Below are 19,369 nucleotides of genomic sequence, written 5' to 3'. Positions count from 1 at the left end.
GAGTCCCGCCGGGGTGCTGATCCGCAGGCGGTGCGAGCCGTGCGTCCCCCCCCCCCCCGCTCCGGCCGGGGGAGGATCCAATGCGTACATACGTCACTTCCCAGGCCCGTCGCAGGTGGGTTGTCCACAGGCGGCGGGCCGTCGTGCTGCCCAGCCGATAGTGTGGTCGCTCGTCCGAGACGCCCCGCTGCCCCCATCGGGCACAGGCGTTCCCCCAGACCACCGAACCGGGGCCCGTACCTCGATGTCCGTGCACAGCCACACGGCAGCCCGGCAAGACCTCGCTGCCACACCTGAGTTCCCGCGTCACGTGGTGACCGCGGTCCTCGTCTCCCACGACGGCGCCCGCTGGCTGCCCGACGCGCTCGCCGGGCTGCTAGGCCAGGAGCGCCCCGTCCAGTTCGCCATGGGTGCCGACACCGGCAGCGCGGACGACTCCGCCCGGCTGGTCACCGAGGCCCTCGGCGACGACCACGTGCTGCACCTCGCCCGGCGCACCGGCTTCGGCCAGGCGGTCGAGGAGTGCCACCGCGGCGCCCCGCACCTCACGCCGGACGACCTGCCGTACCTGAAGCGGCCGAGCGGTTGGGACCCGGTCAGCCGCAGCTGGCGCGACGACGCCTACGACCTGCCGGACCTCCCGCACGGGGAGCCGGTGCAGTGGCTGTGGCTGCTGCACGACGACTGCGCGCCCGAACCCGACGCGCTGGCCCAGCTGCTGCGCGTCGTGGAGAACGAGTACGAGCTCGGCCGTGACGACGTCGCCGTCGTCGGCCCCAAGCTCCGCGGCTGGTACGACCGCAGGCAGCTGCTCGAGGTCGGCGTCTCCATCGCCAACTCCGGCCGCCGCTGGACCGGCCTGGACCGCCGCGAACAGGACCAGGGCCAGCACGACCACGTACGGCCCGTGCTGTCGGTGTCCACCGCCGGCATGCTGGTCCGCCGCGACGTCTTCGACCGGCTCGGCGGGTTCGACCGGCACCTGCCCCTCATGCGCGACGACGTCGACCTGTGCTGGCGCGCCCACTCCGCCGGGTACCGGGTCCTGGTCGCCCCCGAGGCGGTCGTCCGGCACGCCGAGGCCGCCTCCCGCGAGCGCCGCACCGTCGACTGCGTGGGCCGCACCGCCGCCTCCCCGCACAAGGTGGACAAGGCGGGCGCCGTCTACACCCTGCTCGTCAACGCCCGTACGGCCGCCCTGCCCTGGGTGCTGCTCCGGGTCGTCCTCGGCACCCTGCTGCGCACCCTCGCCTACCTCGTCGGCAAGGTCCCCGGACAGGCCGTCGACGAGATCCGCGGCCTCATGGGCACCCTGCTGCGGCCCGAACGGATCCTCGCCGGACGGCGCCACCGCGGCAGCCCGCAGACCGACAAGGGCGAGATGCGGCCGCTGTTCCCGCCGCCCGGCGCGACCGTCCGCGTCACCGTGGAACAGGTCGCGAGCGGCCTCGTCGGCCGCTCCGACCCCGAGGCCGCCTCCGGCGCGGGACGCCACGGTGGCGCCGTCGAGTCCGGACCCGGCGGCGACGACGCCGACTTCCTGGAGGTCGAGCAGTTCGCCCGGCTCAAGCGCATCGCCCGCAAGCCGGGGCCGGTGCTCTTCCTGGTGCTGCTGCTCGTCTCCCTGGCGGCCTGCCGCCAGCTCCTCGGCGGCGGCGCGCTCGCGGGCGGCGCCCTGCTCCCCGCACCCGCCGGCGCCGGTGAGCTGTGGGCCCGCTACACCGACGCCTGGCACACCGTGGGCGCCGGCGGCACCGGCTCCGCGCCGCCCTACCTGGCGATCGTCGCGGCCTTCGCCTCCCTCCTGCTCGGCTCCACCGGCCTCGCCGTCACGATCCTCCTGGTCTGCTCGGTACCGCTGGCCGGCCTCACCGCGTACTTCGCCTCCCGCCCGCTCGTCGAGTCCCGGCTGCTGCGCGCGTGGGCGGCCGTCGCCTACGCCTTCCTGCCCGCCGCGACCGGCGCCCTGGCCGGCGGCCGCATCGGCACCGCCGTACTCGCCGTGCTGCTGCCGCTGGTCGCCCGCGCGGGCACCGCCGCGAGCGGCCTCACGAAACCCGAGGGCACCCGCGGCAGCTGGCGCGCCACCTGGGCGTACGCCCTGCTGCTGACGGTCACCACGGCGTTCACCCCGATCGTGTGGCCCATCGCCGTCGTCCTCGGCGTCGGCGTACTGGCCCTGCGCAGAAGCGACATCCCGGCCTACGGCCTGCGCTTCCTGGCCCAGCTGGGCACCCCCCTGCTGGTCCTCGCCCCGTGGTCGCTCTCCCTCCTCCCGCTCGGCTTCTTCCGCGAAGCGGGCCTGGAGTACGGCACCTCCGCCGCCTCCGCCCTCGATCTGCTCGGCGCGAGCCCGGGCGGCCCGGGCACCGTCGGCGGCCTGGTGCTCATCGGCCTGGTGCTCGCCGCACTCGCGGCCCTGCTCCGCTCCGAACGCCGGACGGCGATCCTCACCGCGTGGGCGGCCGCCCTGGTGGGCCTCGTCTTCGCGGTCCTGTCCAACAGTTCCGCCTGGGCGGGCCCCGCGACCCTCGTCTACGGCATCGCCGTCCTGGCCGCCGCCACGCTCGGCGCCGACGGGGCACGCGCGCGCGTCGCCGAGCAGAGCTTCGGCTGGCGCCAGCCGGTCGCCGCGCTGATCGCCCTCGCCTGCGCGGTCGGCCCGCTGGTCGCCGTCGCCGGCTGGATGATCCGCGGCGCCGACGGGCCCGTGGAGCGGCGCGACCCCGTCCAGGTGCCCGCGTTCGTCGCCGAGGAGAGCGGCACCCGGGACCAGGCGCGCACCCTCGTCCTCGACAGCGACTCCACCGCACAGGTCGGCTACGTCCTGGTCCGCGGCTCCGGTGTCCGCATGGGCGACGCGGAGATCGCCGCGGTGGACGGCGAGAACACCGGGCTCGACAAGGTCGTCGCCAACCTCGTCGCCGGCTCCGGCGCCGACCAGGCCGACCAGCTCGGCGGCTTCGCCGTCCGCTACGTCCTCGTCCACCCGGGCGCGCCGCGCGAGGTCACCCGCGTCCTGGACGCCACCCCGGGCCTGTCCCGGCTCAGTCAGCGGGAGGGCGGCGCGCTGTGGCGGGTGGACCGGCAGGTCTCCCGCGCGAGCATCGTCCCCGCCGAGGGCGAAGGCGCCGAGCCCGTGCCCGTCGCCGCCGGACCGGTCGACATCCACACCAAGATCCCGAACGGCGCGGAGGGCCGCGTCCTCCGCCTCGCCGACACCGCCGCCGACGGCTGGACCGCCACCCTCGACGGAAAGCCGCTGACCCGCGTCACGGTCGACGGCTGGGCCCAGGGCTTCCGGCTCCCCGCCTCCGGCGGCACGCTGGACGTCACCTACGACGACCCGGTCGCCCGCACCGCCTGGCTGTGGGCCCAGGGCCTGCTCGCCGTCGTCCTCGTCGTCATGGCCCTGCCGGGCCGCCGCCGCGACATCGACGACGACCTGCCCGAGGAGCCGGCCGTCCCCGCCGAGGCCATGGCCGGCGAGGGCCGCCGCGCCCGCCGCCTGCGCGCCCAGGCCGAGGCCGAGGCGGAGTCCGCCGCCGAAGCGGAGTCGGCCGCCGAGGGACCGGGCGTGGACGAGGACTTCCCCGCCCCGCCCGAGCAGCCGCCCGCTCCCGTCCCGCACCAGCCCGACCACAGCGACTGGGACGCGGCGGCGCAGTACCCGAACGCCTATCCGGACGAGCAGTACCAGCAGTATCCGGCGGACGCCTACGGCGGGCCCTACCAGGCCGAGGCCTACCCCCAGGGCGGCGAGTACGACCCGTACGCCTACGGCACCCAGCAGTCGCCGTACGACCAGACCTACGCGCAGGGCTACGACCAGAACTACACCCAGGGCTACGACACCTCGTACGACCCCCACGGCACGGGCAGTGAGCGTCCCGACGGGAGCCAGCAGTGAACCGCACCACCCTGTCCCTGATCGCGGGCGTGACCGCGCTCGCCGCCGTCACCGGCTTCGCCGCGGTGTCCTCACCGGACGCCCGGACCACGGACGGGACGGCGGAGGCGGCGGCCCACCTCCCCGTGGAACGCACGAGCCTGGTGTGCCCCCCGCCCAGCACCTCCGACCTGGCCGAGACGACGTACACGTCCTTCACCCCGGTCACGAAGGGCGCGCAGGCCGAAGGCAAGGCCGAACTCCGACCCGCCACGGAGCAGAAGCAGGACGAGCCGAAAACCGGGGACGACAAGGACACCAAGTCCGAGAATCCCCTCCTGAAGCCCGAGGACCCCGGCAAGCCGGTCACCGGGGAGACGACCGGCGGCGAGTCCCCCGCCCTCCTCGGCACCGCCGAAGGCCGCTTCGCGCCGGGCTGGACGGTGCAGGAGACGACCACGGTCACCGCGGGCACGGGCCGGGGCATGCACGGCGTCACCTGCACGGCCCCGGACACGGAGTTCTGGTTCCCCGGCGCGAGCACCGACGCCGACCGCACCGACTACGTCCATCTGACCAACCCCGACGACTCGGCGGCGGTCGTGGACATCGAGCTCTACGGCAAGGACGGTGCGCTCAAGACGACGGTGGGGGAGGACGTCACGGTCCAGCCGAACTCCGCCGAGCCGGTCCTGCTCTCGACGCTCACCGACGAGAAGCAGACCGACGTGACCGTGCACGTGGTGGTCCGCAGCGGCCGGGTCGGCGCCGCCGTGCAGGCCCTGGACACCAAGCTGGGCGGCGACTGGCTGTCCGCGTCGACCGACCCGTCCGGCAGCCTGGTCCTGCCCGGCATCCCGAAGGACGCCACCGCGGTACGCCTGGTCGCCTTCGCCCCCGGTGACGCCGACGTCGACCTGAAGGTGCGCCTCGCCTCCCCCTCCGGCCTGATCACCCCGGCCGGCCACGACACCCTCCACGTGAAGGGCGGCATGACGACGGCCGTCGACCTGGACGACATCACGCGCGGTGAGGCGGGCTCCCTGGTCCTGACGGCGGCGGACGACTCCGTCCCGGTCGTGGCGGCGGCACGGGTGCTGCGCGGCGAGGGCGACGACCAGGAGTCGGCCTTCGTCCCGGCCGCACGACCGGTCGGCACGCGTGCCACGTCCGTGGCCAACACGGCCAAGGGCACGACGCTCTCGGTGACGGCTCCGGGGGGCACGGCGAAGGTCGAGGTCACGGCCTCGGCGGGTACCGAGGGCGGTACGGAGGTCTCGAAGACGTACACGATCAAGTCGGGCACGACGCAGGACATCGAGGCCCCGGTGCCGGAGGGAGCGAAGGGCACGTACGCCCTCACGGTGGAACCCCGCTCGGGCGCACCGGTCTACGCGTCCCGGACGCTGACGGCGACGGAGAACGGCGTCCCGTTCTTCACCGTCCAGCCCCTCCCGGACGACCGGGGCACGGTCGCGGTGCCGAAGTCGACCGAGGACCTGTCGATCCTGCAGAAGTGACCGCACACCGGGAGCGGCCCGAACGCGCCGCTCCCGCTCGAGCGAAGCCGGGAGCAGGGGAGAAGCCGGGAGCAGGGGAGGCACCCCGCCGACGCCGGGCCGCGGGTCACCCCCGGCCCGCCCCGACACGCGGCACGTCACAGGCGCCGGGTGCGCGGCCCCACGCGCATCCGCGCCCGCGCACAACCCCCGGTCAGTCCTCCCCGTACCGCGGATCCACCGTCTCCGGCGTCAGCCCCAGCAACTCCGCCACCTGCTCGACCACGACCTCGTGCACGAGAGCCGCCCGCTCGTCCCGCCCCTTGGTACGGATCTCCACCGGCCGCCGGTACACCACCACCCGCGCCGGCCGCCCCTCACGAGCGGCCACGGTCCCGCCCAGCGGCACCGGCTCATCGCTCCAGGAGCTCCCGTCCAGCCGCGGCACGTCCAGCACCAGGAAATCGATGTCGGCCAACTGCGGCCACCGTCGCTCCAGCCGCTCCACGGAGTCCTGCACGAGATCCGCGAACGTCTCCGCACGGCTCGCGGCGAGCGGCACCTGGGGAGGCGCGATCGGGCCGCGCATGCCCCGGCCGTGGCGGTCACGACGTCGGGGCCCGGGGCCGGGTCCGGCGGCACGGGGTGTCACAGAGCTGTCCATCACTGCGAAGCGTAGTCGTCACGCCGCCACCCCGCCCGATCCCCGCACGCCTTCCGGCCGACCCGCACGGCATGTCACAACATGACCATTCCAGCCAAGGTTGGGATCGATTCCGTATCTCTCCGAGACCGGTGACCTCAAGGTGATTGACGGTATTTGTGTCGACTGGTGACCGAAATCAGTAACGGCGAACCCCCTGACCTCCGCGTCGAACCAGGTCGGCAAGGTACCCCCAAAGGAGCATATGAGACATTTCATACCGCGACACGGTGGAGTGACCTGGTGGAGAGTCGTCGCGGCCCGCTCAAGAGTGCGGTACCGTCCAACATCGTGAGCCCTGTACGTCGCTGTTCGCGCACCGCCTGCGGCCGTCCCGCCGTCGCGACGTTGACGTACGTCTACGCCGACTCGACCGCGGTCCTCGGCCCGCTCGCCACCTACGCCGAACCCCACTGCTACGACCTGTGCGCCGAACACTCCGAGCGCCTCACCGCGCCGCGCGGCTGGGAGGTCGTCCGTCTGCTCGACGGTTCGGCCCCGGCCCAGCCCAGCGGGGACGACCTGGAAGCGCTTGCGAACGCGGTGCGCGAGGCGGCCCGTCCGCAGGAGCGGGCGGCGGGAGCGGGCGGCGGGTCCCGCACCGCGGACCCCATGGAGGTCGCACGCCGCGGCCACCTGCGCGTACTTCGCTCCCCGGACAACTGACCGGGGCGATCCCGCTCCCCGCACCCCGGGTGCCGCACGAACCCCCGCACGCCCATTGACGCGTCCTTGTCGCGGACACGACCATTCCGTTGGTACCCGGCGAGAAATCGCTTTCGCATGGCGGAATCCGGGAGGCGCCCGTGTACGTCCAGGAACTGGAACCCGTCGCCGGCTCGCTCGGCCTCTCCGCCCTGGTGGCGGCCCTGCCCCTGGTGATCGTCCTGGTCCTGCTCGGCGGCGTCCGCATGAAGGCGCACCTCGCGGGCCTGACCGGCCTGCTGGCGGCCGTCCTGGTGGCCTGCCTGGCGTACGGCATGCCGCTGGGCCAGACGCTCTCCGGCGGCGTCCAGGGCGCCGCCTTCGGCGTCTTCCCCATCATGTGGATCGTCGTCAACGCCCTGTGGGTGTACCGGATGACCGTCCGCACCCGCCACTTCGACATCCTCCGCCGTTCCTTCGGCCGCCTCTCCGACGACCCCCGCATCCAGGCACTCGTCATCGCGTTCTGCTTCGGCGCCCTGCTGGAGGCCCTCGCCGGGTTCGGCGCCCCCGTCGCGATCTCCGCCGTGATGCTGGTGGCCCTCGGCTTCGACCCCGTACGCGCCGCCGTGGTCGCGCTGGTCGCCAACACCGCGCCGGTGGCGTTCGGTGCCATGGGCACACCGGTCGTCACGCTCGCCCAGGTCACCGGCCTGCCACTGGACTCCGTGGCGTCCGTCGTCGGCCGCCAGACCCCGCTGCTGGCCCTGGTGGTGCCGCTCGTGCTGGTCTGGCTGGTGGACGGACGCCGTGGCCTGCGCGAGACCTGGATCCCCGCACTGGTCTGCGGAACCGCCTTCGCCGTGGCCCAGTTCGCCGCCTCCAACCACGTCTCCGCGCAGCTCGCCGACATCGGCGCCGCCCTGGCCGGCGCGGGCGCCCTGGTCGCCGTACCGCACGCGCGCGTGCCCGCCGCCGAGGCCGTACGGGCCTCCGTGCTGACCGGCGTACGCAGCGAGGAACTCGACGAGGAGGACCCGCGCGGAGAGGTGGTGCGCGCCTACGCCCCGTACGCGCTCATCGTGGTGATCTTCTCCGTCGCGCAGATCCCGGCGGTGAAGGACTGGCTGGCCGGTGCCACCCGGACCTTCGACTGGCCCTTCCTGGACGTGGCGGGCCCGGACGGCGAGCCCGTCGGCGGCAACGTGTTCACCTGGCCGATCGTCTCCACCGGCGGCACCCTCGTCCTGTTCGCGGGGGTGCTCACGGCGGCGGTGATCGGGGTGCACGCGCGCGTGGCGGTCAAGGAGTGGCTGGCGACGGTCCACGAACTGCGGTTCGCGATCCTCACGGTGACGTCCGTCCTGGCCCTGGCCTACGTCATGAACCTCTCGGGCCAGGCGGCGACCATCGGCCACTTCGTGGCCGCGGCCGGGGCCGGCCTCGCCTTCCTGTCCCCGGTCCTCGGCTGGTTCGGCGTCGCCGTCTCCGGCTCGGACACCTCCTCCAACGCCCTCTTCGGCGCCCTCCAGGTGACCGCCGCCCGGCAGTCCGGTCTCTCCCCCGACCTGCTCGCCGCCGCCAACAGCTCCGGCGGCGTCCTCGGCAAGATGATCTCGCCGCAGAACCTCACCATCGCCTGCGCGGCCGTCGGACTGGCCGGCCGCGAGGGCGACCTGCTGCGCAAGGTGCTGCCCTGGAGCCTCGGCCTGCTGCTCGTGATGTGCCTGATCGTGGTGGGCCAGAGCACGGCGGTGCTCGACTGGATGCTGCCCTGAGCCTCCCCGACGTCCCGGCCGGCCCCTACGGGTAGTTTGTGGTGACCGACAGGACTTCCGGAAGGGCTGGCCGTGGCTGCTGATCTGTCGCAGATCGTCAAGGCGTACGACGTGCGCGGGATCGTCCCCGACCAGTGGGACGAGTCCCTCGCCGAACTCTTCGGCGCCGCCTTCGTCCGGGTGACCGGCGCGCGTGCCGTCGTCACCGGCCACGACATGCGGCCGTCGTCCCCCGGGCTGTCCGGCGCCTTCGCGCGCGGGGCCGCCGCCCAGGGCGCCGACGTCACCGAGATCGGCCTGTGCTCCACCGACCAGCTCTACTACGCCTCGGGCGCCCTGGACCTCCCCGGCGCGATGTTCACCGCGTCCCACAACCCGGCGCGGTACAACGGCATCAAGCTCTGCCGCGCGGGCGCGGCGCCGGTCGGCCAGGACACGGGCCTGACGGAGATCCGGGAACTCGTCGAGCGGTGGAGCGCCTCGGGTGCCCCGCAGCCGACGGCCGGCCCCCGGGGAACGATCACCCGGCGCGACACGCTGGACGACTACGCGGCACACCTGCGCTCACTCGTCGACCTGACCTCGATCCGCCCCCTGAAGGTCGTCGTCGACGCGGGCAACGGCATGGGCGGGCACACCGTCCCGACGGTCTTCGCCGGCCTGCCGCTCACCCTCGTCCCGATGTACTTCGAACTCGACGGCACCTTCCCCAACCACGAGGCCAACCCCCTCGACCCGGCCAACCTCGTCGACCTGCAGAAGCGGGTCCGCGAGGAAGGTGCCGACCTCGGCCTCGCCTTCGACGGCGACGCCGACCGCTGCTTCGTCGTCGACGAGCGGGGCGAACCGGTCTCCCCGTCCGCGATCACCGCCCTGGTCGCCTCCCGCGAGCTGGCTCGCAACGGCGGCAAGGGCACGGTCATCCACAACCTGATCACGTCCTGGTCGGTCCCCGAGGTCGTGCGGGAGAACGGCGGCACCCCCGAGCGCACCCGCGTGGGCCACTCCTTCATCAAGGCCGAGATGGCCAGGACCGGCGCGATCTTCGGCGGCGAGCACTCCGCGCACTACTACTTCCGCGACTTCTGGAACGCCGACACGGGCATGCTGGCCGCCCTGCACGTCCTCGCCGCCCTCGGCGGGCAGCAGGGCACGCTGTCGGCCCTGGTCGCCCAGTACGACCGCTACGCCGGCTCCGGCGAGATCAACTCCACGGTCGACGACCAGACCGCCCGCCTCGCCGCGATCAAGGCCGCGTACGAGGGCCGCGACGGCATCACCCTCGACGAACTGGACGGCCTCACCGTCACCGCCGCCGACTGGTGGTTCAACGTCCGCCCCTCCAACACCGAACCCCTCCTCCGCCTGAACGCGGAGGCCCGGGACGAGGCGACGATGACCAGAATCCGCGACGAGGCCCTGACCCTCATCAGGTCATAACCCCCACCACGAACAACCGCCCCCCGCGATCCGCGGGCAGTCGTGCCTCCCCCAGTGCCTTAAAGGCCTGGGAGGTACCCCCAGGGCGGCACGGGTGGGCGATGGGGGTACCTCCCGCTCGAGCGAAGCCGAGAGTGGGGGAGGCACCCCGTAGGCGCCGGGCAGCGCAAACACCCCCCGGCCCACCCCACGCCGGAGCACCCGTAACGCGCCGGGCAGCGCACCCCCACCCTGCCCGGCCCCAACGCCCCGCACCCCCACCAGCGGTACCCTGACCAGCACATCCACCCACAGAAGGAAACGCCCATGCCACTCGAAGCCGGCCTCCTGGAAATCCTCGCCTGCCCCGCCTGCCACTCCCCCCTCAAGGAGCAGGACACGGAACTGATCTGCACCGGCCAGAACTGCGGCCTGGCCTACCCCGTCCGCGACGGCATCCCCGTACTCCTCGTGGACGAGGCCCGCCGCCCCGAGTAACCGGTACAAGGCGCAAGGCTCACCCACAAGGCGCAACACCCCCCGCACCGCACCGACGACGCACCGACGACGCCCCGCCGATCGGAGATCGGAGCCCGCCGCCCATGCTCGACGAATCGCTGCTCGACTCACCGGAAGGCCTCGCCGAGGCCGACCGCCGCGGCCTGCTCCGCGGCGCCGCCGAAGCCGGCGCCCGCGTCCGCACCGCCGCACGGTACGCCGCCGAGGCCGGTGTCAACGACCTGAAGCCCGACGGCCGCCCCCGCGCCGTACTCATCGCGGGACCCGGCGCCGCCGCCACCCAGACCGCCGACCTCCTCGGCACCCTGGCCGGCGCCGGCAGCCCCGTCACCCGCCTCGCACCCACCGGCGTCGCCCCCGCGGCAGGCGCCCTGCGCTGGGAACTGCCCGGCTGGGCCGGCTCCGTGGACCTGCTCCTCATCGCCACCCCGGACGGCACCGAACCGGGCCTCGCCCTGCTCGCCGAGCAGGCCTACCGCCGCGGCTGCACCGTCGTCGCCGTCGCCCCCGCCCGCACCCCGCTCGCCGAGACGGTGAACGGCTCCGTCGGCCTGTTCGTCCCCATGGCCACCGCGCCCTACGACCAGGACGAACCCCTCGCCGCCTCCGCGCCCGGCGTCCTGTGGGCGCTGCTCACCCCGCTGCTCGCGCTCCTGGACCGCACCGGCCTGCTCACCGCCCCGCCGGACGCCCTGGAGAAGATCGCCGACCGCCTCGACCGCATCGCCGAACGCTGCGGCCCGGCCATCGCGACGTACGGCAACCCCGCCAAGACCCTGGCCGCCGAACTCGCCGAAGCGCTGCCCGTCGTATGGACCGAGGGCGTCTCGGCCGGCCCGGCGGGCCGCCGCTTCGCCGCCGCCCTCGCCGAACTCTCCGGCACCCCCGCCGTCGTCGCCGAACTCCCCGAGGCGCTCGCCGCGCACAGCGCCCTGCTGGCCGGCCGGCTCGCGGCCGGCGCGGACCCGGACGACTTCTTCCGCGACCGCGTGGAGGAGGCGCCCGCCCTGCACGCGCGCGTGGTGCTGCTCCGCGACCGCCCCATCGGCGGCCTGACCGCGGCCCCCGCCGCCCGTGACCTGGCGCTCACCCACGACACGCCGGTCAGCGAGCTGGAACTGGAGGCGGGCGGCGAACTGGAGACCCTCGCGGAACTGATCGCCGTCACGGATTTCGCCGCCGTTTACCTGGCGCTCGCCTCGCGAGCCTGATCATGCCCGGGAACACCTGACCCTCCCTCCGCGCAGACGCACGACACGCGCCGCACCGCGCCCGCCCGCACGAGAACCGGCAGAAGGAACGCAGAGAGCCCCATGGACCGCCTCGACAACACCATCCGCCCCTACGCCTGGGGTTCCACCACCGCCCTCCCGCGACTGCTCGGCACCGAACCGACCGGCGAGCCGCAGGCGGAGATGTGGATGGGCGCCCACCCCGGAGCGCCCTCGCGCACCGGCCGGGGCACGCTCGTCGAGGTCATCGACGCCGACCCGGAGCGGGAACTCGGCCCGGACTCGGTCGCCAAGTTCGGCCCCCGCCTGCCCTTCCTGCTCAAACTCCTCGCCGCCGGGGCCCCGCTCTCCCTCCAGGTCCACCCCGACCTGACCCAGGCGAAGGAGGGCCACGCGGACGAGGAGCGCCGAGGCGTCCCCGTCACCGCCCCGCACCGCAACTACAAGGACGCCAACCACAAGCCCGAACTGATCTGCGCCCTCACCGAGTTCGACGGCCTGTGCGGCTTCCGCGACCCGCTGCGCGCCGCGGAACTCCTCGACGGCCTCGGCGTCGACTCCCTCAAGCCGTACGTCGACCTGCTGCACGCCCACCCCGAAGAGGCGGCCCTGCGCGAGGTCCTCACCGCGATCCTCACCGCCGACCCCGAGGCGATGGCCCGCACGGTCGCCGAGACCGCCGCCGCCTGCGACTGCCTCGGCGGCGCCTACGCCCCGTACGCCGACATCGCCCACCACTACCCGGGCGACCCCGGCGTCATCGCCGCGATGCTCCTCAACCACGTCAGGCTCCAGCCCGGCGAGGCCCTCTTCCTCGGCGCCGGCGTCCCGCACGCCTACCTCGACGGCCTCGGCGTCGAGATCATGGCCAACTCCGACAACGTCCTGCGCTGCGGCCTGACCCCCAAGCACGTCGACGTCCCCGAACTCCTGCGCATCGTCCGCTTCGAGTCCGGCGACCCCGGCGTACTGCGCCCGGAGGCGGGCCCGGACGGCGAGGAGGTCTACGAGACCCCCATCGACGAGTTCCGCCTCTCCCGCTACGTCCTCCCCGCGGGCGGCGCCACCCACGACCTCACGCTGACCACCCCGCAGATCCTGCTCTGCACCGCCGGCTCCGTACGCGCGGGCGAGCACGAACTGACCCCGGGCACCTCCGTGTTCGTCCCTTCGGGTGAAAAGGCCGAAGTGTCGGGTACCGGAACCCTGTTCCGGGCCACCGTCGTCGCCTGATCACCCCGTGACGGCGACCTGACAGGCCGTCGCCGAGCCGGGCTGCAACAATGGCCCACCGTCAAAGGACGGGCAAAATCCCGGGCGGCGTACGCACACGCCTGCCCGGGCCCACACGGCGTACGAAGGGACAACGCGAACACATGAGCGCGTCAGGCGGCACCAAGGCGATCGTGGCGGCACTCGGCGCCAACCTCGCGATCGCGGTAGCGAAGTTCGTGGCGTTCATCTTCAGCGGCTCCTCGTCGATGCTCGCTGAGTCCGTCCACTCGCTCGCCGACTCCGGAAACCAGGCCCTGCTGCTGGTCGGCGGCAAGAGGGCGCAGCGCAAGGCCACCCCGCAGCACCCCTTCGGCTACGGCCGCGAGCGCTACATCTACGCCTTCCTCGTCTCCATCGTGCTCTTCTCGGTCGGCGGCATGTTCGCCCTCTACGAGGGCTACGAGAAGATCAAGGACCCGCACGAGCTGGAGCACTGGTACTGGCCGGTCGGCGTCCTCGTCTTCGCGATCATCGCCGAGTCCTTCTCCTTCCGCACCGCCATCAAGGAGTCCAACACCCTGCGCGGCCAGCGCTCCTGGAAGGAGTTCGTCCGCCACGCCAAGGCGCCCGAGCTGCCGGTCGTCCTCCTGGAGGACCTCGGCGCGCTCGTCGGCCTGATCCTCGCCCTCGGCGGTGTCGGCCTGGCCCTGGCCACCGGCGACAGCGTCTGGGACGGCATCGGCACCCTCTGCATCGGCGTCCTGCTCATCCTGATCGCCCTGATCCTCGCCGTCGAGACGAAGTCGCTGCTGCTCGGTGAGGCCGCGGGCCCCGAGGCGACCCAGAAGATCGAGGCCGCCGTCGTCGACGGCGACACCGTCACCCGCATCATCCACATGCGCACCCTCCACATCGGTCCCGAGGAACTGCTGGTCGCCGCGAAGATCGGCGTCCGGCACGACGGCACGGCCACCGAGATCGCCTCCGCCATCGACGCCGCCGAGTCCCGCATTCGCGAGGCCGTCCCGATCGCCCGCGTGATCTACCTGGAGCCCGACGTCTACAGCGAGACCGAGGCCGCCAAGGGCGCCGACCCCGAGGCGACCCCCGGCGGCCCCACCACCCACGACGCCGGTCACTGAGCCCGGCCTCACCGGAACCCGCAGGACCTCATGACGGAGGGCCCGCCGCATCACCGCGGCGGGCCCTCCGTCGTCCGGAGCGGCCCCGCACCTCAGAGGCGCGCGGGCCACAACCTCGTGTCGAAGCGCACATGGACGTCTTCGTCACCGAGCCGGTACGCGGATGCCACGCTCTCGCCCCGCACGTCGGCCATCCCGTGGTCCAGCCGCAGCGCCCCGGGGACGCCACCACCGACAGCGGCCCCGCCGCGAGCGTCCCCACCCCGCGACCAGCGTTTCCCGCCCCGGTCCGTGCCCGAATCCCTCTCCGCACGACTCGTCCGCGCGGGGTGGGGCCGGCGCCCCGCCCGGCGACGGCCGCCGGGGGACCGGGGACGGGGCGCCCGCCAGATCGGCCTGATGTGTACGCGGGCGGACTGGGGTCGGCCGGGCCCGGCGGTGTAGCTTGGGACGGAGCCAGACGTCGCTGCTGATGGCGGTCGGGCGGTCCCACCGCGGACCGGCCGAGGGAGAGAGGGCCTCCGACGGACTGCGCTGCGCGCACGCGGGCATGCCTGTGTCCTCCTCAGGGCACCCCTGTGTCCGCCGCCGCGCAGACCAGCCGTACCCACCTCGACCCACACCCCGAGGAGCAGCTCGCAATGACGACTGTCGACAACCGACAGGACTTCAAGGTCGCCGACCTCTCCCTGGCCGAGTTCGGCCGCAAGGAGATCACCCTCGCCGAGCACGAGATGCCCGGCCTGATGGCGATCCGCAAGGAGTACGCCGACGCCCAGCCCCTGGCCGGCGCCCGTGTCACCGGATCCCTGCACATGACCGTGCAGACCGCCGTCCTCATCGAGACCCTGGTCGCCCTCGGCGCCCGGGTCCGCTGGGCGTCCTGCAACATCTTCTCCACCCAGGACCACGCCGCGGCCGCCATCGCCGTCGGCCCGAACGGCACGCCCGACAACCCGCAGGGCGTCCCGGTCTTCGCCTGGAAGGGCGAGACCCTCGAGGAGTACTGGTGGTGCACGGAGCAGGCGCTGACCTGGCCGGACAGCCCCACCGGCGGCCCCAACATGATCCTCGACGACGGCGGTGACGCCACCCTCCTCGTCCACAAGGGCGTCGAGTACGAGAAGGACGGCAAGGCCCCCTCGCCCGACACCGCCGAGTCCGACGAGCACCGCGTCATCCTCGAGCTGCTCAACCGCACTCTGGGCGAGAACCCGCAGAAATGGACCCAGCTCTCCTCCGAGATCCGCGGCGTCACCGAGGAGACCACGACCGGCGTTCACCGCCTGTACGAGATGCAGCGCGACGGCACCCTCCTGTTCCCGGCGATCAACGTCAACGACGCCGTCACCAAGTCGAAGTTCGACAACAAGTACGGCTGCCGCCACTCCCTGGTGGACGGCATCAACCGCGCCACCGACACCCTGATCGGCGGCAAGACCGCGGTCGTGTGCGGCTACGGCGACGTGGGCAAGGGCTGCGCGGAGTCCCTGCGCGGCCAGGGTGCCCGCGTGATCGTCACCGAGATCGACCCGATCTGCGCCCTGCAGGCCGCGATGGACGGCTACCAGGTCACCACGCTCGACGAGGTCGTCGACAAGGCCGACATCTTCGTCACCACGACCGGCAACAAGGACATCATCATGGCCTCGGACATGGCCAAGATGAAGCACCAGGCCATCGTCGGCAACATCGGCCACTTCGACAACGAGATCGACATGGCCGGCCTCGCCAAGGTCCCCGGCATCGTCAAGGACGAGATCAAGCCGCAGGTCCACACCTGGACCTTCCCCGACGGCAAGAAGATCATCGTCCTCTCCGAGGGCCGCCTGCTGAACCTGGGCAACGCCACCGGCCACCCGTCGTTCGTGATGTCCAACTCCTTCGCGGACCAGACCCTGGCCCAGATCGAGCTGTTCACCAAGCCCGACGAGTACCCGACCGGCGTCTACGTGCTGCCCAAGCACCTCGACGAGAAGGTCGCCCGCCTCCACCTCGACGCACTCGGCGTCAAGCTGACCACGCTCCGCCCGGAGCAGGCCGAGTACATCGGCGTGCAGGTCGAGGGCCCGTTCAAGCCGGACCACTACCGCTACTGAGCCCACGCTCCCACCGCGGGGAGCCCGTCCGCACACGGACGGACTCCCCGGCAGCAGGTCCTCCGAGGCAGGCCCCCGCACCCCCGTGTCGGGGGCCTGCCCCCTGCGTGGACCGGCGGCCGGCCCAGCCCGTCACGACCCAGGACCCCCATGCCCCGCGGCCGCTATTCGCTCCACGATCCGCACGATCACACCCCCCTCGCGGAAGAGCACTTCCACTGCGCCCCCGGACCCTCCGGCTGGCGCTACGTCTCCCAGCTCACCGCTCCTTCAGGCGATCACCTGGGCTCGGTCGACCTCGCCCTCGACGAACTCGGCCGCCCCATCCGCCTCGAACTCCACGCCGCGAGCTGGCAGGTCCGCGGCGCCGCCCTGGACGGCGTCACCTGGGTCCGCACCGACCCCACCGGGACCCACGCCACCGAAGGCAATGTGCGCGCCCACGCCTTCACCGGCTCGTCCCCCGCCTTCCTCGTCGCCACCGCCCGCCTCCTGCGCCTCACCCCCTCGGCCCCCGCCACCCGCGTACGCCTTGTCGCCTTCACGGACCCGGTCCTCGCCCCGCGCACCCTGGACCAGTCCTGGGCGCTGGTGGAAAGAGAAGCACACGCCACCGACAACGGCCCCCTGACCGTGGACGAATACCAGGTCACAGCCCTGGACACGGGCGAGCGGCACACCGTGCACCTCGCCGGGGACGTGGTCCTCGCGGCCCCCGGCATCGAACTGGAGGACCTCGAGTCACCACCGTCGGTCTTCGACTGACCGGCGCCCGCCGAAGGCACCTACGCCGGCGGGGCGAACCCCGTCGACGGCCGATCGGCGACGGATCCCTCCTGCTGCGGCGGGACGGTCCGCCCCTCGCGCACCACGGTTTCCGGACCCACCGACGGATGCGCAGCCGACCGCACATCCGGCGCGACGGCAGCGGCGGGATACCCGGGATGCACCGGCGGGGCAGGGGAACCCGCCGGACCGGCCGCACCCGCGGGCCCGCCTCCCGCGGCCGACCCGTGCCCGAACACCCGCCGGGCCTCCCGGGCCTGCCGCTCCTGCACCACCGCCGCGAGATACGCCGCGGGCGGCACCCCCGGCGGCACCGGTGCCCCCGTGCGCCCGGCCAGGTCCGCGGCCAGCCGCTCCGCCATCGACCAGCCGACCCGCGGATCGAGCTGCCCCATCCGCGTCAGGTACTGCCGGACGGCGAGCCATAGACCATCGGGTACCGCCGACAGATCGAGCCCCGAGAAACGCCCGGCCAACCACGGCGGAGGCGGCGGCACGAACCCCGCCTGCCCGGTCGGCACCCGCTCCCGCACGACCAGAGCCCCCGCGAACACATCCCCGAGCCGTCGCCCCCGTGCCGAAACCAGAGAAGCGATGCAGGCCACGACCCCGAACGTCATCAGGATCTCGATCACACCGATCAGGCCCCGCACCAACGCGTGCCGGAACCGGATCGGCCCCCCGTCGTCCCGCACCACTCGCAGCCCGCAGGCCATCTTGCCGAGCGACCGCCCATGGCTGAGCGTCTCGACCAGGATCGGCCCACCTACCAGCACGAGAACGAACAAGGCGATCGAGATCGCCGTCCGCGCCGCCTCGTCCAACGAAGCCGTGGCAGCCACCAGAGCGATGGTCACCACGACATAGACGGCCACGGCCACCACCAGGTCGAGCAGCACGGCCAGTGCCCTGCTGGGCAGCCTCGCGGGGCGCAGCTCCAACGCCACCGCCTCGCCCGTCACCAGTTCACTCATGCCCGCCGCCCTTCCCCGCCTGCCCCGAACACCGCCAGTCTGCCAAGCTGATGTCACATCGCACCGCAGTACGACCGGCCGATCAAGCAGATCATCCGTCCCCGGTCGGGCCGACCACCGATGAACAGCCGAGGAGCAGGCACACCGATGGACCTCGACGTCTTCGTCTCCGCCCACCGCGCGGAGTGGGACCGCCTCGACGCCCTGCTCCGGCGCCAGCGCAGCCTCACCGGCGCGGAGGCCGACGAACTCGTCGTCCTCTACCAGCGCACGGCCACCCATCTCTCCCTGATCCAGTCGGCCGCTCCCGACCCGCAGCTGACCGGTCGGCTCAGCCAACTGGTGGCACGCGCGCGCAGTGCCGTGGCCGGCGCCCGTCGCGCCTCCTGGCGGGACGTCACGCACTTCCTGTCCCACAGCTTCCCGGCCGCCGTCTACAAGTCGCGCCACTGGTGGGTGCCCACGGCGCTCCTCTCCACAGCCGTCGCGGCACTTCTCGGCTGGTGGATAGGCACCCACCCCGAAGTACAGGCGTCCATAGCGGCCCCCGGCGAGCTGCGCGAGCTCACCCGTCCCGGTGGCCAGTACGAGACGTACTACTCGAGCCACCCCGCGGCTTCCTTCGCCGCCCAGGTCTGGACGAACAACGCGTGGGCCGCGGCCCTCTGCCTGATCCTGGGCGTCTTCTTGGGACTGCCGGTCCTCTGGATCCTCTTCCAGAACATGCTCAACCTGGGCGTCGGCTTCGGTCTGATGTCCTCGGCCGGCCGTCTCGACACCTTCCTCGGCCTGGTCCTGCCGCACGGTCTCCTGGAACTCACCGCGGTCTTCGTCGCAGCCGGAACCGGCCTCCGTCTCGGCTGGACCGTCATCGACCCGGGCCCCCGCACCCGACGCACGGCCTTGGCGGCGGAAGGCCGGGCAGCCCTGGCCATGGCGATCGGTCTCGCCCTGGTCCTTTTCGTCTCCGGCGCCATCGAAGGCTTCGTCACCCCATCGGGCCTGCCCACCTGGGCGCGCATCACCATCGGAGTCATCGCCGAGCTGGCCTTCCTGGCCTACGTCTACGTCCTGGGCGGACGTGCGGCGCGGGCCGGTGAGACCGGTGACCTGGAAGCATTCGAACGCAGCGCCGACGTGCCCACGGCCGCCTGATGTGCGCGAGCCCCCGCTGAGCTGCTAGTCTCCTCTTCGCCCCGCAGGAACCGTTGACACGGGACAGGCGGGGAGGTAGATTCAAACAGTTGCCTGGAGATGGGGTCTGACCCCGAGGGTGACAGTGAGCATCTATCGGCTTCTCGTCGAAACGTTGATTTCGAAGAAGCACTTCCCGATGAATCGGAAAACAAGGGCCGGTAAGTCCGCCCCGAAACTTCTGATAAAGTCGGAACCGCCGGAAAGGGAAACGCGGAAGCGGAACCCCGGAAAGCACCGAGGAAATCGGATCGGAAAGATCTGATAGAGTCGGA

Annotated in this window: 14 protein-coding genes; 12 read left to right on the top strand and 2 right to left on the bottom strand. The window is 72.8% G+C overall.

Annotation, left to right across the window (positions count from 1 at the left end):
- The first annotated feature begins 244 nt into the window (after positions 1–244).
- A complete protein-coding gene (locus tag ACH5AO_RS35885; protein ID WP_398932172.1) occupies positions 245–3,910 on the top strand; it encodes a glycosyltransferase in 3,666 nt (1,221 codons plus the stop codon).
- Positions 3,907–5,409 carry a DUF5719 family protein gene (locus tag ACH5AO_RS35880; protein WP_398932170.1) on the top strand — a complete coding sequence of 501 codons (1,503 nt, stop codon included), beginning with the start codon at positions 3,907–3,909 and terminating at the stop codon, positions 5,407–5,409. The genes ACH5AO_RS35885 and ACH5AO_RS35880 overlap by 4 nt, the downstream gene beginning before the upstream one ends.
- A gap of 193 nt (positions 5,410–5,602) precedes the next feature.
- Here ACH5AO_RS35880 and ACH5AO_RS35875 read toward each other — a convergent pair whose 3' ends face one another.
- On the bottom strand, positions 5,603–6,052 hold the full coding sequence (locus ACH5AO_RS35875) for a metallopeptidase family protein (RefSeq protein ID WP_398932168.1): 450 nt from the start codon (positions 6,050–6,052) through the stop codon (positions 5,603–5,605).
- A gap of 282 nt (positions 6,053–6,334) precedes the next feature.
- On the opposite strand from ACH5AO_RS35875, the gene ACH5AO_RS35870 reads away from it, so the two are divergent.
- The 9 genes from ACH5AO_RS35870 to ACH5AO_RS35830 all read left to right on the top strand — a co-directional run bounded on the left by ACH5AO_RS35870 (position 6,335) and on the right by ACH5AO_RS35830 (position 16,905).
- Positions 6,335–6,757: a DUF3499 domain-containing protein gene (locus tag ACH5AO_RS35870; protein WP_040907000.1), complete on the top strand. Its 423-nt coding sequence runs from the start codon at positions 6,335–6,337 to the stop codon at positions 6,755–6,757.
- Positions 6,758–6,897: 140 nt separating this feature from the next.
- Positions 6,898–8,514 carry an L-lactate permease gene (locus ACH5AO_RS35865; protein WP_398932166.1) on the top strand — a complete coding sequence of 539 codons (1,617 nt, stop codon included), beginning with the start codon at positions 6,898–6,900 and terminating at the stop codon, positions 8,512–8,514.
- A gap of 72 nt (positions 8,515–8,586) precedes the next feature.
- Positions 8,587–9,954 carry a phosphomannomutase/phosphoglucomutase gene (locus ACH5AO_RS35860; RefSeq protein WP_398932164.1) on the top strand — a complete coding sequence of 456 codons (1,368 nt, stop codon included), beginning with the start codon at positions 8,587–8,589 and terminating at the stop codon, positions 9,952–9,954.
- 306 nt (positions 9,955–10,260) lie between these two features.
- On the top strand, positions 10,261–10,431 hold the full coding sequence (locus ACH5AO_RS35855) for a Trm112 family protein (RefSeq protein WP_398932162.1): 171 nt from the start codon (positions 10,261–10,263) through the stop codon (positions 10,429–10,431).
- A 104-nt stretch (positions 10,432–10,535) separates the two neighbouring features.
- The gene (locus tag ACH5AO_RS35850) at positions 10,536–11,663 is read left to right on the top strand and encodes an SIS domain-containing protein (RefSeq protein ID WP_398932160.1); all 1,128 of its coding nucleotides are present in this window, start codon (positions 10,536–10,538) and stop codon (positions 11,661–11,663) included.
- A gap of 102 nt (positions 11,664–11,765) precedes the next feature.
- Positions 11,766–12,917: a mannose-6-phosphate isomerase, class I gene (gene manA / locus ACH5AO_RS35845; RefSeq protein ID WP_398932158.1), complete on the top strand. Its 1,152-nt coding sequence runs from the start codon at positions 11,766–11,768 to the stop codon at positions 12,915–12,917.
- Positions 12,918–13,060: 143 nt separating this feature from the next.
- Positions 13,061–14,041, top strand: coding sequence for a cation diffusion facilitator family transporter (locus ACH5AO_RS35840; RefSeq protein ID WP_398932156.1), 981 nt, complete (start codon positions 13,061–13,063; stop codon positions 14,039–14,041).
- Between the two features lie 641 nt (positions 14,042–14,682).
- Entirely contained in the window at positions 14,683–16,140 is a 1,458-nt protein-coding gene (ahcY, locus tag ACH5AO_RS35835) for an adenosylhomocysteinase (protein ID WP_398932153.1), read from the top strand.
- Positions 16,141–16,290: 150 nt separating this feature from the next.
- Positions 16,291–16,905 (top strand): hypothetical protein, encoded by a 615-nt coding sequence (locus tag ACH5AO_RS35830; RefSeq protein ID WP_398932151.1) that lies wholly within the window; start codon positions 16,291–16,293, stop codon positions 16,903–16,905.
- A gap of 20 nt (positions 16,906–16,925) precedes the next feature.
- Here ACH5AO_RS35830 and ACH5AO_RS35825 read toward each other — a convergent pair whose 3' ends face one another.
- Positions 16,926–17,900: an RDD family protein gene (locus tag ACH5AO_RS35825; protein WP_398932149.1), complete on the bottom strand. Its 975-nt coding sequence runs from the start codon at positions 17,898–17,900 to the stop codon at positions 16,926–16,928.
- 147 nt (positions 17,901–18,047) lie between these two features.
- On the opposite strand from ACH5AO_RS35825, the gene ACH5AO_RS35820 reads away from it, so the two are divergent.
- Positions 18,048–19,055, top strand: a complete 1,008-nt coding sequence (locus ACH5AO_RS35820) for a stage II sporulation protein M (RefSeq protein ID WP_398932148.1) — start codon at positions 18,048–18,050, stop codon at positions 19,053–19,055.
- Positions 19,056–19,369 lie beyond the last annotated feature (314 nt).

It is taken from the genome of Streptomyces sp. NPDC018964 (assembly GCF_044390325.1).
Classification (GTDB): Bacteria; Actinomycetota; Actinomycetes; order Streptomycetales; family Streptomycetaceae; genus Streptomyces.
The sequence above is the reverse complement of the archived record's forward strand: the minus strand, read 5'-3'. Positions and strand labels throughout refer to the sequence as shown.